The following is a 16,507-nucleotide window of genomic DNA, read 5'->3' as shown; positions in this document are numbered from 1 at the left end:
TAATACCATTCATTATTATGAAGATAGTGATAACATCTTTACTCATTTGGCTTCCATTACACCTCTCTATGGCCCAGCATGTGCTCCAGCAGTATGTAGAGGAGGGAGTTGCCAATAATCTGGCACTACAGCAGGAAGAACTCTCTCTAAAAAAGAGTATAGAAGTTTTGCAGCAAGCAAAAGCAAACTTTTTACCTCAACTTTCATTTGAAGCCTCCTATACTGCTGCCAGCGGAGGTCGTACTATTAACTTTCCGGTAGGAGACTTATTTAACCCTATACATGCAACACTCAACCAAATAACAGACAGTCAAAACTATCCTACTGACCTGGAAAATGTTAACGAACAGTTTTTGCCCAACAATTTTCATGATACGCGCCTCTCTTTACGCCAGCCGCTGCTCAATACTGATATCTATTACGGCTACCGCGCACGGCAAAAAATGGTAAAAGTACAACAGGCTCAACACGATGCTTATCGTCAGCAGCTTATTAAAGAGATTAAATCTGCCTATTACGATTATTTACAAAGCCTGGAACTGATATCCGTCTACGATTCTACCGAACTTTTACTTAAAGAATTACTAAGGGTAAATCGGGTTCTGGTCAAAAATGATAAAGCTACCGAAGAGGTGATTTATGAAGCAGAATACGAACTGCAAAACCTCTTTGCCCAAAGCCAGACGGCTCTACAGCAATCGCAGGCAGCCAAAAACTATTTTAACTTTTTGCTTAATAAAGAGCTGGAAGCAGAAATAATTGTAGATAAAAACCTGTATGACCTCCCTCTGCTCCCAAAGATACTGGAAGAACTGCAACAGAGTGCTTTAGCCAATCGCTATGAACTTAAGCAGGCAGAAAAAGGGCTACTGACTACAGAGGCACTACTTCAATTGCAAAAAAATAAAAAGCTCCCTCAACTTTCGTTAGGCATATTGAGTGGGTACCAGGGTTTTGGCTACTCCTTTGATGAAAATCAGGACTATGTGCTCGCTCAGTTCAATTTATCAGTACCCATTTTCAGCGGAGGCAAAATCAATAGCGCTAAGCAGGAAGCTCAGCTACAATTGCAGTCTGCACAACAACAGATTGCACAGATAGAGAGTCAGATTCAGCTACAGGTTAGCCATGCATATCACCAATTCAGGACGGCACAAGCAAGCTATACGGCAAAACTAAGAGCGGTAAAAAGCGCTGAAAAGAGCTTTGAGATTACCCAGACCAAGTACAAGCTACAGCAGGCTTTACTGTTAGAGCTACTTGAAAGCCGTAACCGCTATACTAATGCTCAGTTGGAGCTAGTCATAGCCCGCTACCAATGGTACAAGGCTGAAGCTATGCTGGAATGGGCCGCGCAACTCTAAAAGCTCAAACTAACAGCCCATGCCTACGATTACACATCTTCCCAAATTTTCTTAACACTATCCATACAATAATCATCAAGCGAACATCACCTATGAAAAATACACAAAAATTAATTACTATAGTTTTGGGTATCGCAATACTATCAGCCTGTAAACCAGATTATAGCACCAACACCGATCAGGCCTCTAAGCCAGGACCACGGCCAGTAAGGCTGCAAAAACTAGAAGTTCATCAGAAAGCTATTCCTATAGTTTCCAGTGGTAAGCTAGCCTCTTCAAAAGAAACACAGCTATCTTTCAAGATAGGTGGCATAATTGACAAAATGCACGTAAAAGAAGGACAAAGGGTACGCAAAGGACAGTTGCTGGCAAGCCTTAAGCCTACTGAAATAAACGCACAGGTAGCACAGGCTGAGAATGCCTATAAAAAAGCTAAACGAGACCTTGAGAGGGCACAAAACCTGTATGATGAAAAGGTGGCAACACTGGAGCAGCTACAAAATCAGACCACCGCGTACGAACTTGCCAAAGCAGATCTGGACATTGCACATTTTAATCAGGAATATGCACTTGTCAAGGCTCCTGCTGCTGGCATAGTGCTTCGTACATTTACAGAAGAAGGAGAATTGCTTAGCCCAGGTACTCCGGTAATTCAGCTAGGAAATAATAGTACTGAGGCTATGGTAATGCGTATTGGAGTTAGCGACCGAGAAATAGTACGTTTGCAACTACAAGATACCGCCCATGTATACTTTGATGCTTACCCGCAGCAGCATTTTAATGCAAGAGTAACGGAAATGGCAGCGGCTTCTGATCCACGTTCCGGCACATTTGAAGTTGAACTAACCCTGGACGCCACTTCCTTAGCATTAAGATCAGGCTTTATAGGCAAAGTCAAACTCTACCCTGCCAGTCAGGAGCCCTACTACCAGATTTCTATGCAGGCTTTGGTAGAAGGCCATAAAGATGAGGCTTCAATTTTTGTAGCAAACCATAAAAGCAAACAGGTACAAAAGGTAAAAGTAACACCCCAGCACATCGGCAATGACTTTTTTACCATTTCCGCCTCTCTGCCCCCAGCTTTTGACTATGTAGTAACCGAGGGTGCCGCCTACCTTAAAGATCAGGATAGCATTCAGATTTTAGCCAGCCGTTAATATTTAGCTTTATGAATATCCCAAAGTTAGCCATACGTAATTATCGTTTTGTATTTGTTCTTATAGTCATAGGCATTCTTATTGGTAGCTATGCCCTACTCAATATGCCTCGTTCGGAAGATCCCAAGCCAGATTTTCCAGTCTATACCATTATTGCTGTCTATCCGGGTACCGGACCAGAAGATATGGAAGAGCTGATTGTAAACCCACTGGAAGATGCGCTGGAAGAGGTTGATGAGATTGACCAAGTAAACACCCGCATAGAAGACGGTTTAGCTATCATTCAGGTAGATGGTGAATTTGGTATAGATACAGACGAGAAGTATGACGAAATTGTAAGAGAAATAAACGCTGCCAGCACAGAGCTACCTGATGATCTGCACAGTCTGGATATTTTGCAATATTCACCCAACAAAAGGGTTAGCATTCAGCAGTTTGCGCTGGTCTCTCCTAAGTTACCTTACAATGAACTGAACGATCTGGCAGAGGTATTAGAAATGAAGCTGGAACGCATTTCAGGAGTCAACGCAGCAGAAGTACACGCTGCACCTCAGGAAGAGATAAGAATCTCCTTAGACTATCAGCGTATGGCGCAGCAGCATATTTCGTTGAAGCAGCTGATAGGTGTACTTCAGGGAAACAACTATTTACTCCCCGGCGGAGATGTAAATGCTGGTAACAGATCATTTACTATCAAGTCATCCGGCACATATCGTTCTCTGGAAGAACTAAAGCAGACCGTTGTAGGTAGCAATCAGGCGCATCTTGTCTACCTCAAAGATATTGCCGAGGTAGACTTTGCATATGAAGATCTACGATGGAAGGCCAGCTACATGGGTGATAAGTGTATCTATATTACCCTTACCCAAAAAGATGATGTAAATCTTATCCATCTGGCAGAAGAAATACAGCTAACAGCCGATGAATTTCGTAGCTCTTTACCTGAGAGTGTCCAACTATATAGTGTGTTTGAACAAGCTCCTGCAGTGCAGGCACGTATACAGGATTTCTTTTCTAATCTCCTGCAAGGTGTATTTTTGGTAGGTGCGATTATACTACTGTTTTTAGGATTTCGCTCCTCTATTATTATAGTACTGGTAATTCCGCTTTCCATACTTCTGGCAATTGGTAGCCTTCAGCAAACTGGTTTCGCACTACAGCAAATCTCTATTGCTGCTTTGGTTATCGCACTGGGTTTACTGGTAGATAATGGCATTGTGGTATTAGAAAACATCGTACGCTATATTAAGAGAGGCTATACCGTAAAAGAGGCCGCAATGCTAGGTACACAGGAGGTAAGCAGCGCAATAATAAGCTCTACCATTACTACCCTTCTGGCTTTTGGCCCATTAGCTTTACTCAATAGCGGAGCCGGAGAATTTCTACGTTCGCTACCCATTACGGTAATTTTAGTGCTTTGCTTTTCACTGATACTGGCACTAAGCTTCAGTCCCATTGCGGCAGGTCTATTTCTTAAACCTACCGTGCACAAAAAAAGATGGATTGAAGCAGTTTTGGAAAAGGTCATTCATCGGCTGTACCGACCCACTCTTAATGTCGCACTGCGCAGACCATGGCTTACCTTGACTATCGCCCTTATAATATTTTTTGGTAGCCTTATGCTCTTTCCTCAGATTGGTGTTAGCTTTTTTCCTACCGCAGACAAAGCATTACTCCTGATTGAAGTAGAAACTCCTGAAGGTAGCAATGTGGAAGAAACTGATAGGGCTGTTCAGTTTGTAGCCTCTGTTCTGGATACTACAGCGCTAGTTAAAGATTATGTAACCAATGCGGGGCATGGCAACCCTACTATATACTACAATCGGGTGGGAGAAGAGTATAAGAAAAATCATGGACAGTTACTGGTTAACTTCACCCATTGGGACGCTGAAAAGTTTTATCAGACCCTGGCAGAATTTCGGAAGGCCTTTACACACTTCCCGGCTGCCGAAATCACTTTTAGCGAACTTAAAAACGGTCCTCCCTTTGAAGCTCCTATTGAGATTAAAATTATTGGCAACCATAGCGATACCCTAAAGCGACTTTCTTTTCTGGTAGAAGAAGCTATTACCAACACTGAGGGCACCTTGAATGTAAAAAACCCTCTGGCGCTTAACAAAACTAACCTAAAAATTGACATCAATAGAGATAAGGCGGCAATGCTGAACCTACCGCTTGCAGACATAGATTTAGGTATACGGGCCAGCTTAGCAGGACTTACCGTAGATAAGCTTACACTGGACGATGGAGAAGAATACCCTCTGGTATTGCGCATGCCCGTAGGTGAGCACAGCGGTATAGAAAACCTTGAACAGTTGTATATTAGCACACAATCCAACGCACAGGTACCGTTAAAGCAAGTGGCTACGGTAACTTATAAGTCAGCCCCCAAACTGATACAGCACTATGATTTCCAGCGAAGCATAGCCGTAACTTCCAATGTGGTAAACCCTGATAAAACTACTGAAGTCACGCTTCGGCTGATAGAAAAACTGGAGCAAATTTCCTTTCCAGAAGGTTATAGCTATTATGTAGCCGGAGAGTACGAAGCCCAACAGGAGACTTTTGGTGATCTGGGAGCTCTACTTATACTAGCTATGGTAGGCATATTTGCAGTACTGGTTTTGCAGTTCCGCTCCTTAGTGCAGCCTCTAATCATTTTTTCCGCGATACCTCTAGCCATTACAGGTTCTTTTGTAGCTCTTTACCTTAGTGGATGGTCTTTCTCCTTTTTTGCTTTTGTCGGTTTTATCAGTTTAGTAGGTATAGTAGTAAACAATTCAATTATACTGGTAGACTATAGCAATCAGATGGTAAGAGAAGGTAAGAGTGTAATAGAGGCCGTAAAAGAAGCAGCTGAAACTCGATTTACGCCCATCTTGCTTACAACAACTACCACTATTTTAGGGCTACTCCCTCTAACATTGTCTAATACCAGCTTATGGTCACCTTTAGGTTGGACCATTATTGGAGGAATGATTTCCAGTACATTTTTAACGCTGTTAATTGTGCCATTACTGTACCGCTGGTTCACCCGCAAAAGCAGCATTGTAGTAGCGGAAACAGAAAAAAAACTAACCAGTATTTAAAAGACAAAGCCCTCTATACATGATGATAGGGGGCTTTGCTACACCCATCAGATAAGTTCATACTGATGGGCAAACTGTACTAACGCAGGCGTACCTTTAATGCCCAATTTGCGCATGATCGTTTTACGGTGTGTATCTACTGTATGCTTACTGATATGTAGCTCGTCAGCTATTTGTATAGAGGTTTTACCTTTACAAACCTCCCGTACTACTTCCTTTTCTCTGCGGCTGATAGTACTCGCTACCGGAGAAGGTTTTGCCCTCCAGCGAGTAATCAGATTAGCGTTATGATAAAGACTTAGAGTGGGCGGTGTTTTCTTTTGCCAGTGAGAAATATCATAACACACTCCAGAGCTGTACACAATATTACCTATGCTATCAGTTGTGAGTATACTGTTCTGTTGTATCAGATGCACAAACTTACCATTAGCATGCTGCAACCGATAGTCAATACTCATATTGTACTCTTTCCGGTAAGCAGGTGGCTGGTCCAGTATCATTTGCCATACACGTTGCAGCAAGTCCATTACTGGCTCATGGTCTTCAGGATGAATCTTTTTATCCATAAAACTCAAGCCTTCGCGGTTTACTTCTTCCGGGTAGTAGCCCAGAATTTTGTGCACAGCCTGATCTAGACGAGCGTAGCATGAGCTCACATGATCATAAATATAGCTATAGCTATCCCCTATCCCCCCGGGGCTGGGCTTCCAATGGGGTTGTGGAATGTTCTCGGAGCATACAAAATCCTGCTGCTCCCAGTATTTTTGAAGTGTGCAAAAAGAGGTCATCTGAGGCATAGTTGATAGTGAAACTTTGACAATTAGGCAGTAAATAATAGTAGGGTTACCTATAGGGTCTGTTTGCTTTTTTCAGATGCGCTTAACAATAAAATACAATTAAATTTTCAATTAATACAATATACCAATTTCAACTTAAAAACCCAAGAAATATATTACCAAAAAGGACAAATTAGTAATTAAGGGGAAAAATACCCTTGTTGGGGAGAAAAACACAATGCTCACCACTTGTGGGTATTGTGCGGCTCTTGTACACTATTTTTTGAACGCATAAGAGCATCTCACGCCAAAATTACTCTCAGAAAAAAACATATAAAGTTTGTTAGCAAATACTTATGGGTAAGAAGAAACCTGACATTTGAAGCGCAATTTTTATTTATATTACTATATGTAAATATCAACATTATCATCCTTAAATATGAATTTTCTTTCATATATGTACGTTATGTTGGTGTATCATTTAAATAGAATTCAAATGAAACCTACATATATTTTAACTTTTGCTTTGGCACTTTTTACTTTTATCAGCAGTGCCGATGCACAATCAAAAGCAGAAAAGCGAGAAGCCAGAAAACAGGAGCGGCTAGAGAAAAAGCGCCAGCGCGAGCAAGCGATAGAAGAAGGGAAAACTGTAGCTCTTGAACTGGCTAATGAGCAGGCCTTCGTGCTGGAAGCAGATGCGCTTTACGATAGATACATGAACCGTTATAATATGGTATCTAACAGCTTCATCCTCTTAGATGGGGATAGGGTAGTTTTACAAACAGCGGCACCCGGATATTTTGGCTACAACGGTCTGGGCGGTATTACATTAAACGGCAAGCTGGTAGACTACGAAGTTACTGAGGGTAAGAAGGGTAAACCACTGAGAATTAACGCGCAGCTCAATACCACAGCCCTTGGACATGGAACTCTTAATATGACTATTTCTGGTAATGGAAACGCGCAGGCAACCTTTAGAGATAGCTGGGGCAACCGCATTACCTTTTCCGGACAGGTCAACAGTCTGGACAATTCTGTAATTTATGAGGGTATGAGTATCTTCGGTTAAGGTACCGGAATGTAAAGCTAACAGCTTACTGTTGCATCTTTACTGATGCAAATAAGCTCCTAAATACAAAGGCCGTATCAATTGATACGGCCTCATTTTGTTCAATATCTAATTCAACTGCTTATATGTTAAGCTTTTTCTTTTCCTTTACCGCAAAGTCTACGGCACGGGCGGCTAATGCCATATAAGTAAGTGATGGGTTTTGAGTACTGGTAGAAGTCATACAGGCACCATCAGTCACAAACACATTTTTGCAGGCATGCAGTCGGTTCCACTTATCCAAGAGAGAAGTCTTAGGGTCGTGCCCCATGCGTACACCTCCCATTTCGTGTATGTCTAATCCGGGAGCCTGATGTGTATCTCTGGTTTTAATATTAGTAAAACCTGCCTGTGTATACATCTCTGTAAGTTGCTCAAAGAAATCCTGAATCATCTTCTCATCATTATCGTCATAGTCTACACTTACTTTAAGCTGAGGTATACCATAAGGGTCTTGGTTCTCGTTGTCCAGGCTTAAATAATTGCTTTCTTTAGGAATGGTTTCTCCCATCATATGAGAGCCTACTCGCCACAAGCCCCATTCAGGTGTAAGCATATTTTCTTTAAGTTCATGCCCAATACCATCATAGGAACGGACTACTCTACGGCTTGCACTAAAGCCCGAAGCATAACCTCTCAGAAAATCTGTTTCTTGTTTGTGCACATTTCTAAAGCGGGGGATATAGCCTGATGTAGGTCGCCGCCCTACAGTAGTGCTATCTAAAAAGCCATCATACTCGCCAGAGATTTTGGCCCTGTAGTTATGGAAAGCTATATACTTACCTAGAAGTCCGTTATCATTACCCAGCCCTTGCGGAAAGCGGTTAGATGTGGAATTAAGCAATATCAGATTAGTATTTAGCGCACTTGCATTGACAAAGACCACTGGCGCGTAAAACTCCATCATCTCTTTGCTTTCAGCATCCAGCACTCGCACACCGCTGGCCCTCTCTTTTTGCTCATCGTAAATTATGGAATGTACTACTGAATTGGGTCTCAGGCTTAAGTTTCCAGTATTGGCTGCCCAGGGTAAAGTAGAGGAATTACTACTAAAATATCCGCCAAAAGGACAACCTCGCTGGCACAAATTCCTGTTCATACACTGGCTCCTGCCCTGTTCCAGATGTATCTGCTGAGGTTTGGAGAGGTGTGCGCAACGAGCGATAATAACATTACGTCCTTTGTACTGCTTCTCTACCTTTTCTTTAAAATATTTTTCTACACAGTTAAGCTCCATAGGAGGCAAAAACTCACCATCGGGCAAATTGGGCAAACCATCTTTGTTGCCAGAAATACCACTAAACTTCTCCACATGACTATACCAGGGGGCAATGTCTTGATAGCGTATAGGCCAGTCTACTGCAAAGCCATCACGAGCAGGACCTTCAAAGTCAAAATCGCTCCACCGCTGGGTATGTCGGGCCCAAAGTAATGACTTACCCCCTACCTGATAGCCTCTTATCCAGTCAAAAGGCTTATCCTGCACATAGGGCTGCTCCTTATCTCTGGTAAAAAAGTGCTGCGTATCTTCTCTAAAGGCATAACACTTTCCGGCTACTGGGTTCTCTTCTAATAACTTATGGCTTACCTTACCTCTATGCTCCAGTTCCCAGGGCAGCATATTGGTAGTAGGATAATCCTTCACATGTTTTACATCTCTCCCTCTTTCTAAAACCAGAGTCTTCAGGCCTTTTTCCGTAAGCTCTTTGGCAGCCCATCCACCACTTATTCCTGATCCGATGACAATAGCATCGTAGGTTCTATTCTTTTCGCTGTCTATATTCAGATTTGCCATAATTACATTACCGTTAAACCATCTGTTGATACACAGGTCTGAAATGTACCGGGCACCAATTTGTAAGGAAATTTTTCAGTCATCACGTATTCAGAAGCCATAAAACCCTGTATTGCATAGCGCTTACTTAGATTAAGAAAAGCCTGTATATCTTCCAGAGTTTTGTCAGTAGCCTCTTCATTTACTTCCATGTTGAGCAGACTGGTGATAAGCTTTTCGTTTTGTGCCTGCTCTCCTTGCTCAACTTCCATCTGTAACTTCTCTTTCGCAAACTGACTGATATGCCTCAAGCCACTGGTAAATATCTGCTGCACCTCTGGGGGTTCGCAGTCGTCTACCATAACCAGTACAAAACGATATAAATTTAAAGCTTCCGCGCCCGGCTCCTGAGGCTCGTCACTCTTTTCGCCCTGCTTTCCGGCGGGTATAATGGTTTCCAGAATTGTAGCCAGTAAATCCTGATGCTTCAGGTCTATCTGCAAATTATCCAGTGCTACGGCTTCCCGTTCGGGGCTGAAATTACAGGACGGTATCAGGGCAATACCTCCGGCGAATAGCGCCGCCCTCTTAAGGGCTGTTCTTCTATCCATAGATTGAGTGTATTTAGTTTTTAAATCAACTTTCAAGATCGTTATAAATAATGACAATATTCCCATAAAATGGTGCTTTTCTCACAAAATGCAACCGATACCTTTTGTGTTAAAGTCAATTAGAGTCATGAATTACTCGCAACATCTCTTCCAGTTACGGCTATTATGTCTTAATTTAATGATACTAATACAACTACCGGATTTTTTATGAACATAAGCTGCAAAACCTTGCTTTCTGCATTTTTTGTTGGTGCTATTTCTGCTTGTCAGGTAGATAAGCCCGAAGAGATTCTGGAAGCTGAAGCCCGCATCCCTGATAAGGTAAGTTACAACTTTCATGTAAAGCCTATACTTTCTGACCGTTGTTTTGCGTGCCACGGGCCAGATGAAAAAAATCGTGGAGCTGAACTCCGACTAGACCTTGCAGAAGAAGCTAAAGCTGAGCTCAAAGAAAATAAGGGTAAATATGCCATTGTAGATGGTGAGCTTGCTGACAGTGAAATTTATCATCGCATACTGAGTGATGATCCTGAGTTACAAATGCCCCCTCCGGAGTCTAACCTTCAACTTAGCACTGAAGAAAAAGCTATACTGCTACGCTGGATAGAACAAGGAGCAAACTACGAGCCCCACTGGGCATTTGTTCCTCCTCAAAAAACAACACCCCCAAAGGCAGACAAGAGTTGGGTAGCTAATGAGATTGACCATTTTGTATACAAACAAATGCAATCCGAAGGGTTGTCTCCTTCTCCTGAGGCAGATCGTGAAACATTGATCCGTCGCCTGAGCTTTGACCTGAGAGGGCTACCTCCCTCACTGGAAGAAATTGATCATTTTGTAGCTGACAAATCTCCACGAGCTTATGAGAAGCTGGTAGAAAAAATGCTAGCCTCTCCTGCTTACGGGGAGCGTATGGCAGCGCATTGGCTGGATGTTGCCCGCTATGCGGATAGCGATGGTTACCTGGACGATAAGCATCGCGATTTCTCCCCCTGGCGCGACTGGCTGATTGAGGCATTCAATCAGAACATGCCTTATGATCGCTTTGCCACCTTACAATTGGCCGGAGACCTGTTGCCCGATGCCGGAAAAGAGGAAATTTTACCTACTGCCTTTAACCGCTTGCATAAGAAAAACTCAGAAGCAGGAATTGTTTTTGAAGAGTATAGAGTGGAATATGTTGCTGACCGCACCAATACCCTCGGAAAAGCATTTTTAGGTCTTTCACTTGAATGTGCCCGCTGCCATGACCATAAGTACGACCCCGTTTCTCAGGAGGACTACTTTAGTATGTTTGCCTTCTTCAACAGCACCCACGAAACGGGTAGCCCTGTATATGGCCCCGACCAGACTCCGGGCCCTGCTCTACTTCTTAGCGAAGAAAAAACGGATCAGCAGATTGCCGATCTAACTACTTTTATTCAAAAACAGGAAGCTAAAATTGAGCAGTCAAAGTCAGACGAAGATTTTGAGCATTGGCTGGCTTCCACTCCAAACCTCAAAAAAGAACTTGAAAGCAGTCTGCTACGAGCTCTTACAGCCTATTACCCGCTAGACCATTTTGAAGAAAAAGAAAAAGGTACTGCTCACTCTCCTAACCTGCTAAATCGGGGCCAAGCCGCAACCCTAAAAGAGGCAATCATTAAAGATGGGGTTAAGGGTAAAGCCTTTTTTGTGAGCGACTACAACTCTTTAGTGCTGGGAGACAAAGTGGGTTGGTATGAGCGTACTCAGCCTTTTTCGGTAGACCTCTGGGTGTATACTGATACTGTTTACGAAGAAGCAGGCGTATTTACCCACTGCGAAGACCTCAGGCTTGGCCTAAAAGGGTATTCTCTGTACCTGAGAGAAAATAAATTGCAATTTATTATCGCGCACTCCTGGCCTCAAAACGCTATTGAGTTAGTCAGCGAACAGGCCTTGCCGGCAAAAGCATGGAGCAGAGTAACCATAAGCTATGATGGATCCAGTCGTGCCGAAGGTGTAAAAATTTACCTTAATGGCAACCCCCTCGCACTGAACGTACAGGCAGACAATCTGTACAAAGGCATACTTTATGAGCCTGATATACATACTTATGGCTTTCGGGGGTTTCATCTGGGTAGCCGGGATAAAATTACTCCTATGAAAAACGGCGGGCTGGATGAGATCAGAATTTTTAATACAAACCTCAGCCCTCTGGAAGTAAGCTACCTCACCGGGCCAGAAGAGAGTCTGGAACTACTCAAACAAGCGCAAAATGCTTCTCTACTGAAAGAATATTACTTTCAGCGATACCAGGACCCATCTGAGCAGAAAAAGCTTACCGCCTTACGAGACACGCTCAATCAGCTGATGAATACCATACCAGAAATTATGGTGATGGGGGATTTAGATGAAGCCCGTACTACCTATCTTCTGGAAAGAGGCAACTATAACCAAGCAGGCAAAGAAGTAATACCAGCTACACCTGCCAGTATATTGAGCTTTCCTGACAGCCTGCCGCCCAACCGTCTGGGTTTGGCTCAATGGATGTTTGCCGAAGATAATCCTCTTACTGCCAGAGTTATTGTCAACCGCATGTGGCAGCTTCATTTTGGCAAAGGGCTGGTTAGCACCTCCGACGACTTAGGAAACCAGGGGGCACTACCAACCCACCCAGAGCTTTTGGACTATCTGTCGGTATGGCTAAGAGAGCACAACTGGGATCTAAAAGCGCTTCATACACTAATTGTGACTTCTGCTACTTATCGCCAAAGCTCTAAGTTAACTCCGGAGCTACTGGAGCAGGACCCCGAAAACTTATATCTGGCCCGGGCACCCCGCTTTAGATTACCGGCAGAAATGATTCGTGACAATGCGCTGGCCATTAGTGGCTTGCTGGTAAATAAAGTCGGCGGTAAAAGTGTATACCCCTATCAACCGGAAGGGCTATGGGACGAGCTGAGCAATAAATCGTGGCGCTACCCTTACCTACAGGAAAATGGAGAAGGATTGTACCGACGAAGCATATACACCATCTGGAAACGTACTTCTCCTCCTCCTTCTATGCTCATTTTTGATATGCCGCAGAGGGGAGAGTGTACGGTTCGTCGTACCACTACCAGCACTCCTTTACAGGCTTTGGTACTCCTCAACGACCCTCAGTATATAGAAGCTGCTCGTGTACTGGCAGAGAATGTTTTACAGCAAGAAGAAAGTGTGGAAGCCGCACTTCATTCTGCCTTTCGCTTGCTGACTGGTCGTAAGCCACAAGCCAAAGAACTGGAGCTGATGCAGGCACACTATCAGGACGAGTATCAGAAATTCTCACGAAGCCCTCAGGACTTAAATAATTTTTTAAGTATCGGAGAGCAAGAGTTGAAAAGTGAACCCAGCGAGAAGTTGGCTGCTCTGGCAGTAGTTACCAATAGTATTATGAACACCCACGAGGCCTACACCCGAAAATAGACATAACATGAAAAAAGATACATCTAACCAAAGCAGAAGGCAGTTTTTGAGCAAAGCTTCTTTAGGTTTTGGCTCCATAGCCCTCTCTTCTTTAATTAATCCTTTCCCTTCTATCGGAAAAAGTTTGGTAGCACCGCGTAATGGAGGAATAGTAGGTCAGGGGCATTTCCCCGCAAAAGCTAAACGGGTCATTTACCTCTTCCAGAGCGGAGGTCCTTCGCAGATTGAGACTTTTGATTATAAACCGGCACTTAAAAAGTGGCATGGCAAAGAGATACCCGACTCAGTGAGGGGGACACAGCGTAATTCTGGCATGGTGGCCAATCAGTCTACTTTTCCTCTGGTGCAGTCTATTTTTGACTTTAAGCAGTATGGGCAGTCAGGGGCCTGGGTGAGCGAATTAATGCCTTATACATCTAAAATTGTAGATGAGCTTTGTATCATACGCTCAGTATATACCGATGCGATTAATCACGAACCCGCAGTAATGTTCGTACAAACCGGTTCACAACAAAGTGGCCGTCCTTCTATTGGCTCCTGGATGAGCTATGGACTGGGCAGTAGCAATCAGAACCTTCCTAACTTTGTAGTGCTGGTCTCTAAAGGTGGAGGTGCCCAGCCTCTCAGCTCTTCTGCCTGGGGAAATGGTTTTCTGCCATCCCACCATCAGGGGGTACAGTTTAGATCGGGTAAAGACCCCGTGCTCTACCTCAACAATCCTTATGGCATACACCAGCATGACCGTAGGCGCGCACTGGACTACATCAACGAGATGAACCGTATACAGCAGGAAATAAGCGGCGACCCAGAAATTGACTCTAAAATACAGCAGTACGAAATGGCTTTCAGGATGCAAAGTTCAGTGCCTGATGCGGTAGACCTCTCCAATGAGCCAGAGTATATCTATAAACTATATGGTGAAGACGCTCGCAAACCTGGTACTTATGCAGCCAATTGCCTGCTTGCCCGTAAGCTGGCAGAAAAAAATGTCAACTTTATTCAGCTGTACCACATGGGCTGGGACCAGCACGGTAACCTGCCTGGGGGTATTAGCCGACAAGCCAAAGATACCGATCAGGCCACTGCTGCCCTTATTATGGACCTTAAACAGAGAGGATTGCTGGAAGATACCCTGGTAGTTTGGGGCGGAGAGTTTGGCCGAACCAGCTTCTCCCAGGGGCGCCTGACCAAAGGAAATTACGGACGCGATCACCATCCGGGCTGTTTCAGTATGTGGATGGCAGGGGCGGGAGTGAAACCCGGAATCGTGTACGGTCAGACTGATGAGTTTAGCTATAATGTTGTACAAAACCCTGTGCATGTGCATGATTTTCAGGCAACATTACTACACCTTTTAGGCATAGATCATGAGCGCCTGACTTATAAATACCAGGGGCGCCGCTTCCGCCTTACTGATGTGCATGGCGAAGTAGTTAAAGGAATTTTAAGTTAGACAAACTGATAGGCATGCACTTATCCTGATTAAAAGGCTAAAAACTGGCATTTACAGCTGACATAGGGTACTTTAGAGGTTTCACCTCAGCTCTAACCTTATGAATAAGTTATTAGCCTTAGCCCTTCTGTTTGCTATACTGGCCTGTAGTAGCGAGCAGGAGACTGTATCTGAATACAGCAGTCTGGATAGCACCCAGAGCCAATCTGCACAGGCGGCACATGCTATGGTTTCCAGCGCACACCCCTTGGCTACAGGTGCCGGCCTTCATATGCTGGAAAGGGGTGGCAATGCCGTAGACGCAGCAGTGGCCACTGCATTTACCCTTTCAGTAGTAGAGCCAAGCATGAGCGGACTGGGAGGAAGGTTACAGGCGATTGTACACCTGCCAAGTGGAGAGGTTCGTGGTGTAGACGCTACTACTCAGGCTCCACTATCTTACGATGCTGAAACTGCTCCTGAAGGCAAATACGGCTATCCTGCCATTGGAATACCGGGCGTAGTAGCTGGTCTTTGCAAGCTGCAAAGAGAGTATGGTGTACTTCCTTTAATTAAGGTGATGGAGCCGGCTATACATTATGCACGTGAAGGTTTCAAGCTCTTACCCGGTGAATCCACCCGTCATGCGCTGGCTATAGATCAGCTACACGAATTTGAAGGAAGCCGTAGGTATTATCTGAAAAATGATAGCAGCACCTACGAGGCTGGCGAACTACTGATACAGCAGGATTTGGCCAGCACTTTGGAGGCCATTGCAGAACAAGGTGAGCAGGCATTTTATCAGGGTAGCATTGCCCAAAGGATAATTGCCGACATACAGGCAAATGGAGGGGTGCTGAACCTGGACGATCTGTCTAAATACGAAGCTCGTGACGCTGATGTGTTAAAAAGCAGTTATCAGGGGCATGATCTGTATGCGCTATCTATGCCTTCTTATGGCGCCATTACTTTAGAAATTCTGAACATACTAGAGCAACTGGAAGTTGACAACAACAACGAAGTGGAGTGGGCTACTGCTATGTATCTGGCTATTGAGAGAGCTTATCAGGACAGAAAAAAGCAGAGTGCGGACTCCATTCCTATCCTGATCTCTAAAGCCTACGCCCGACAGGCTGCCCAGGAGATTTTGAGCGAAGCTACAATAAGCAAGCTTCAGCCTGACAAAGTGCCAGACAGCTGGCTTGCTGAAGAGGGGCATACAACTCACTTAAGCGTAGCTGATAGCAGCGGTATGATGATTGCCCTAACACAATCTTTAGGACCAAACATGGGTTCTAAGGTAGCTAGTCCGGGTTTAGGCTTTTTGTATGCGGTAACTCTGGGCGGATACTTAGGTGATTTTGAACCCGGAGAGCGTGCCGCTTCTCACATATCACCTATCATCATTACAAAAAACAATAAGCCTTATATGGCGCTGGGAGCTGCCGGAGGCTCTAAAATTGTTTCGGCTGTAAGCTCGGTAACCAGCCGTATAATTGATCAGAAACTGAACTTAGCAGACGCATTAGCAGCTCCCCGCGTGCATCCTGATGATGCAGACAGTGTACTGGTAGAAACGCACCAGGGTGAAGGCTGGCAAGATGAAGTACTTGAAGCCCTGCTGGCAAAAGGCTACCTGCTTCATGAAGTACCTGAAGTCGCTAAATTCGGCAGAGTTCATGCCGTCATGTATGAGGCAGAAAGCGGTCAGTTTATTGGCGCTGCTGACCCAGACTGGGAAGGTACTGCAGCTGGCCTATAATA

Annotated in this window: 10 protein-coding genes; 7 read left to right on the top strand and 3 right to left on the bottom strand. The window is 44.3% G+C overall.

The window, feature by feature from the left end; genetic code table 11:
* Positions 1 to 17 precede the first annotated feature (17 nt).
* The 3 genes from PZB74_RS12110 (at position 18) to PZB74_RS12100 (ending at position 5,610) form a co-directional block, all read left to right on the top strand.
* Positions 18 to 1,364 carry a TolC family protein gene (locus tag PZB74_RS12110; RefSeq protein WP_302236316.1) on the top strand — a complete coding sequence of 449 codons (1,347 nt, stop codon included), beginning with the start codon at positions 18 to 20 and terminating at the stop codon, positions 1,362 to 1,364.
* Positions 1,365 to 1,456: 92 nt separating this feature from the next.
* The gene (locus PZB74_RS12105) at positions 1,457 to 2,521 is read left to right on the top strand and encodes an efflux RND transporter periplasmic adaptor subunit (protein ID WP_302236313.1); all 1,065 of its coding nucleotides are present in this window, start codon (positions 1,457 to 1,459) and stop codon (positions 2,519 to 2,521) included.
* Between the two features lie 11 nt (positions 2,522 to 2,532).
* Complete coding sequence (locus PZB74_RS12100; RefSeq protein WP_302236312.1) at positions 2,533 to 5,610, top strand: efflux RND transporter permease subunit; 3,078 nt, start codon at positions 2,533 to 2,535, stop codon at positions 5,608 to 5,610.
* A 47-nt stretch (positions 5,611 to 5,657) separates the two neighbouring features.
* Here the strand turns inward: PZB74_RS12100 and PZB74_RS12095 are convergent, their stop codons facing one another.
* Positions 5,658 to 6,407, bottom strand: coding sequence for a LuxR C-terminal-related transcriptional regulator (locus tag PZB74_RS12095; protein ID WP_302236310.1), 750 nt, complete (start codon positions 6,405 to 6,407; stop codon positions 5,658 to 5,660).
* 475 nt (positions 6,408 to 6,882) lie between these two features.
* On the opposite strand from PZB74_RS12095, the gene PZB74_RS12090 reads away from it, so the two are divergent.
* Positions 6,883 to 7,458: a DUF4251 domain-containing protein gene (locus PZB74_RS12090; protein WP_302236308.1), complete on the top strand. Its 576-nt coding sequence runs from the start codon at positions 6,883 to 6,885 to the stop codon at positions 7,456 to 7,458.
* Between the two features lie 121 nt (positions 7,459 to 7,579).
* On the opposite strand, the gene PZB74_RS12085 is transcribed toward PZB74_RS12090, so the two are convergent.
* Both PZB74_RS12085 and PZB74_RS12080 read right to left on the bottom strand, forming a co-directional pair.
* Positions 7,580 to 9,292: a GMC oxidoreductase gene (locus tag PZB74_RS12085; protein ID WP_302236306.1), complete on the bottom strand. Its 1,713-nt coding sequence runs from the start codon at positions 9,290 to 9,292 to the stop codon at positions 7,580 to 7,582.
* 2 nt (positions 9,293 to 9,294) lie between these two features.
* The gene (locus PZB74_RS12080) at positions 9,295 to 9,882 is read right to left on the bottom strand and encodes a gluconate 2-dehydrogenase subunit 3 family protein (RefSeq protein WP_302236305.1); all 588 of its coding nucleotides are present in this window, start codon (positions 9,880 to 9,882) and stop codon (positions 9,295 to 9,297) included.
* Between the two features lie 207 nt (positions 9,883 to 10,089).
* On the opposite strand from PZB74_RS12080, the gene PZB74_RS12075 reads away from it, so the two are divergent.
* The 3 genes from PZB74_RS12075 to PZB74_RS12065 all read left to right on the top strand — a co-directional run bounded on the left by PZB74_RS12075 (position 10,090) and on the right by PZB74_RS12065 (position 16,505).
* Positions 10,090 to 13,311, top strand: a complete 3,222-nt coding sequence (locus PZB74_RS12075) for a DUF1553 domain-containing protein (RefSeq protein WP_302236302.1) — start codon at positions 10,090 to 10,092, stop codon at positions 13,309 to 13,311.
* 7 nt (positions 13,312 to 13,318) lie between these two features.
* Complete coding sequence (locus PZB74_RS12070) at positions 13,319 to 14,764, top strand: DUF1501 domain-containing protein (protein ID WP_302236300.1); 1,446 nt, start codon at positions 13,319 to 13,321, stop codon at positions 14,762 to 14,764.
* Between the two features lie 100 nt (positions 14,765 to 14,864).
* Positions 14,865 to 16,505: a gamma-glutamyltransferase family protein gene (locus PZB74_RS12065; RefSeq protein WP_302236298.1), complete on the top strand. Its 1,641-nt coding sequence runs from the start codon at positions 14,865 to 14,867 to the stop codon at positions 16,503 to 16,505.
* The last annotated feature ends 2 nt before the right edge of the window (positions 16,506 to 16,507 follow it).

This window comes from Porifericola rhodea (assembly GCF_030506305.1).
Taxonomy (GTDB): Bacteria; Bacteroidota; Bacteroidia; order Cytophagales; family Cyclobacteriaceae; genus Catalinimonas; species Catalinimonas rhodea.
This window is presented reverse-complemented; position numbering and strand designations above follow the sequence as displayed.